Annotated in this window: 3 protein-coding genes; all 3 read right to left on the minus strand. The window is 62.5% G+C overall.

Annotation, left to right across the window (positions count from 1 at the left end; translation table 11 throughout):
* Window positions 1-2: 2 nt before the first annotated feature.
* Window positions 3-788, minus strand: a complete 786-nt coding sequence (locus EOA29_RS34935; protein WP_126093927.1) for an ABC transporter substrate-binding protein — start codon at window positions 786-788, stop codon at window positions 3-5.
* Between the two features lie 151 nt (window positions 789-939).
* Entirely contained in the window at window positions 940-1,455 is a 516-nt protein-coding gene (gene mobB / locus EOA29_RS34940; RefSeq protein ID WP_126093928.1) for a molybdopterin-guanine dinucleotide biosynthesis protein B, read from the minus strand.
* Window positions 1,452-1,884 (minus strand): NTP transferase domain-containing protein (locus tag EOA29_RS34945; RefSeq protein ID WP_127222296.1); only part of this gene is annotated, 433 nt, incomplete at its 5' end. The genes EOA29_RS34945 and mobB, both read right to left, overlap by 4 nt.

Below are 1,884 nucleotides of genomic sequence, written 5' to 3' on the forward strand. Positions count from 1 at the left end.
GATCAGGACTCGGCGCCGTAGACGTCGAACTTGAAGTACTTGTCGTTGATTTCCTTGTACTTTCCGTTGGCGCGGATGGCGTCGATCGCGGAATTCAGCTTGTTGACCAGGTCGGTCTCGCCCTTGCGCACGGCAATGCCGGCGCCCGGTCCGAAGATTTCGACCGGCTGCGGCGATGGCTGGCCGAGGATCTTGCAGCAGGCGCCGTCAGGCGAATCCAGCCACTGCTGCAGCACGACGATATCGTCCTCGATAGCGTCGAGACGACCGTTGGCGAGATCGGCTTGCTCCTCGGGGCTGCTCGGATAGCCCTTGATGGTGCTGTCCGTATAGGTCTTCGAGGCATAATTGAAATGGGTCGTCGTGGTGGCGACGCCGATATTCTTGCCGGCGAGGTCTTCCTTGGTCACGCCCTTGAGCGGCGAATCTTTCGGCACGGCGATCGCCGAGGGCGTGTTGTAGTATTTGTGGGTGAAGTCGACCTTCTCCTGGCGCTCGGGCGTGATCGACATCGAGGCGACGATGGCGTCGAACTTGCCGGCCTGGAGCGCCGGGATGATGCCGTCCCAGTCCTGCGCGACGAAGGTGCACTTCACCTTCATTTCGTCGCAGAGGGCCTTGGCGATGTCGATGTCGAAGCCGACCAATTGGCCGTCCGAGGTCAGGTTGTTGAAGGGCGGATACGCGCCTTCGGTGCCGATCCTCAAGGTCTTTTCCTGAGCCTGGGCGACGCCAAGTGTCAGCAGCGCGGCCGAAGCGGCGAGCGCGATACGCAGTGCAATACGCATGATAATCCTCTCATATTGTCATGGCCGCTGTCCCGTGCGGCTCTTGTGGGCGGAGCTTCTTGACCGCCCGCTGCGCGGGATACTCCCACTCTTTCCAAGAAAAAAGCAACTGCAAATCAACAGCAAACGACAATCACCGTGTGCCGCAGCGTTACTTGCCTTTTGTGACGAGGCTGGTGGCGCGTTCGATAAAGTCGGCTATCGATTTCGTATCGTCGAGGTCGAAGACAGGCAGGTTTTCGCCCTCGACCGGAAAGTCGGCGGCGACAGCGACGATGTTCGGGTCGCTGGCGGAAAGCGGTGTCCGGTCCTTGGCGTCCAGCCGTCTCGCCTCGATCTTCTTGTGCGCTTCGCGCTTGTAGCCTTCGACGAGCACGATGTCGGAAGGCGTCAGCCGCGCCAGGATTTCGTCCAGCTTCGGCTCGACCTCGTTGCGAAGCTCGTGCATCAGCGCCCAGCGCCGGCCGGAAACGATCGCGACCTCCATGGCGCCGGCCTGGCGATGACGGAAGGAGTCCGTGTCAGGCTTGTCGATGTCGAAGTCATGATGGGCATGCTTCACCGTCGAGACCGTCCAGCCGCGGCGGACCAGTTCGGCGACCAGCTTTTCGGTCAGGGTCGTCTTGCCGGAGTTCTTCCAGCCGGTGATGCCGAATACGCGTCTCATGGCTGGAGGCTTTGCAACAGACGTTCGGCCTGCGCAAGGTCGTCCGGCGTGTTGATGTTGAAGAACGGGTCGATCCGCTGGCCTTCGGCCTCGATCATCGGAAACTCCACCTGGACAAAACCGTGCCGCTCCATGAAGGCCGAGACGCGGCGATTGTCCTCGTCGATCAGGAAATGGCGCAGGGCATCGCTGAGGCCAAGTGGCCAGAGCGCGAAAGTCGGGTGCCATCTGTCGTCGGAACTGGCGACCGCGATCGCACCCGGCCGCTCCCTGGCAGCGGCTGTCAGCCGCTCGACGAGATCGCCGGGGAAGAACGGCGTGTCGCCAGCCGCGCTCACCAGCGACTGGCAGGCTGCGTTCTCCGCCGCCCATTCGAGGCCGGTCAGAATGCCGGCCAGCGGGCCGGCATGGCCCGGCACCGTGTCGGCG

The sequence above is a fragment of the Mesorhizobium sp. M1E.F.Ca.ET.063.01.1.1 genome (assembly GCF_003998155.1).
Classification (GTDB): domain Bacteria; phylum Pseudomonadota; class Alphaproteobacteria; order Rhizobiales; family Rhizobiaceae; genus Mesorhizobium.

Excerpts from the sequence above, each read along its gene's own strand:
- EOA29_RS34935 (WP_126093927.1), bottom strand. The coding sequence starts at position 788 with ATGCGTATTGCACTGCGTATCGCGCTCGCCGCTTCGGCCGCGCTGCTG.
- mobB (WP_126093928.1), bottom strand. The coding sequence starts at position 1,455 with ATGAGACGCGTATTCGGCATCACCGGCTGGAAGAACTCCGGCAAGACG.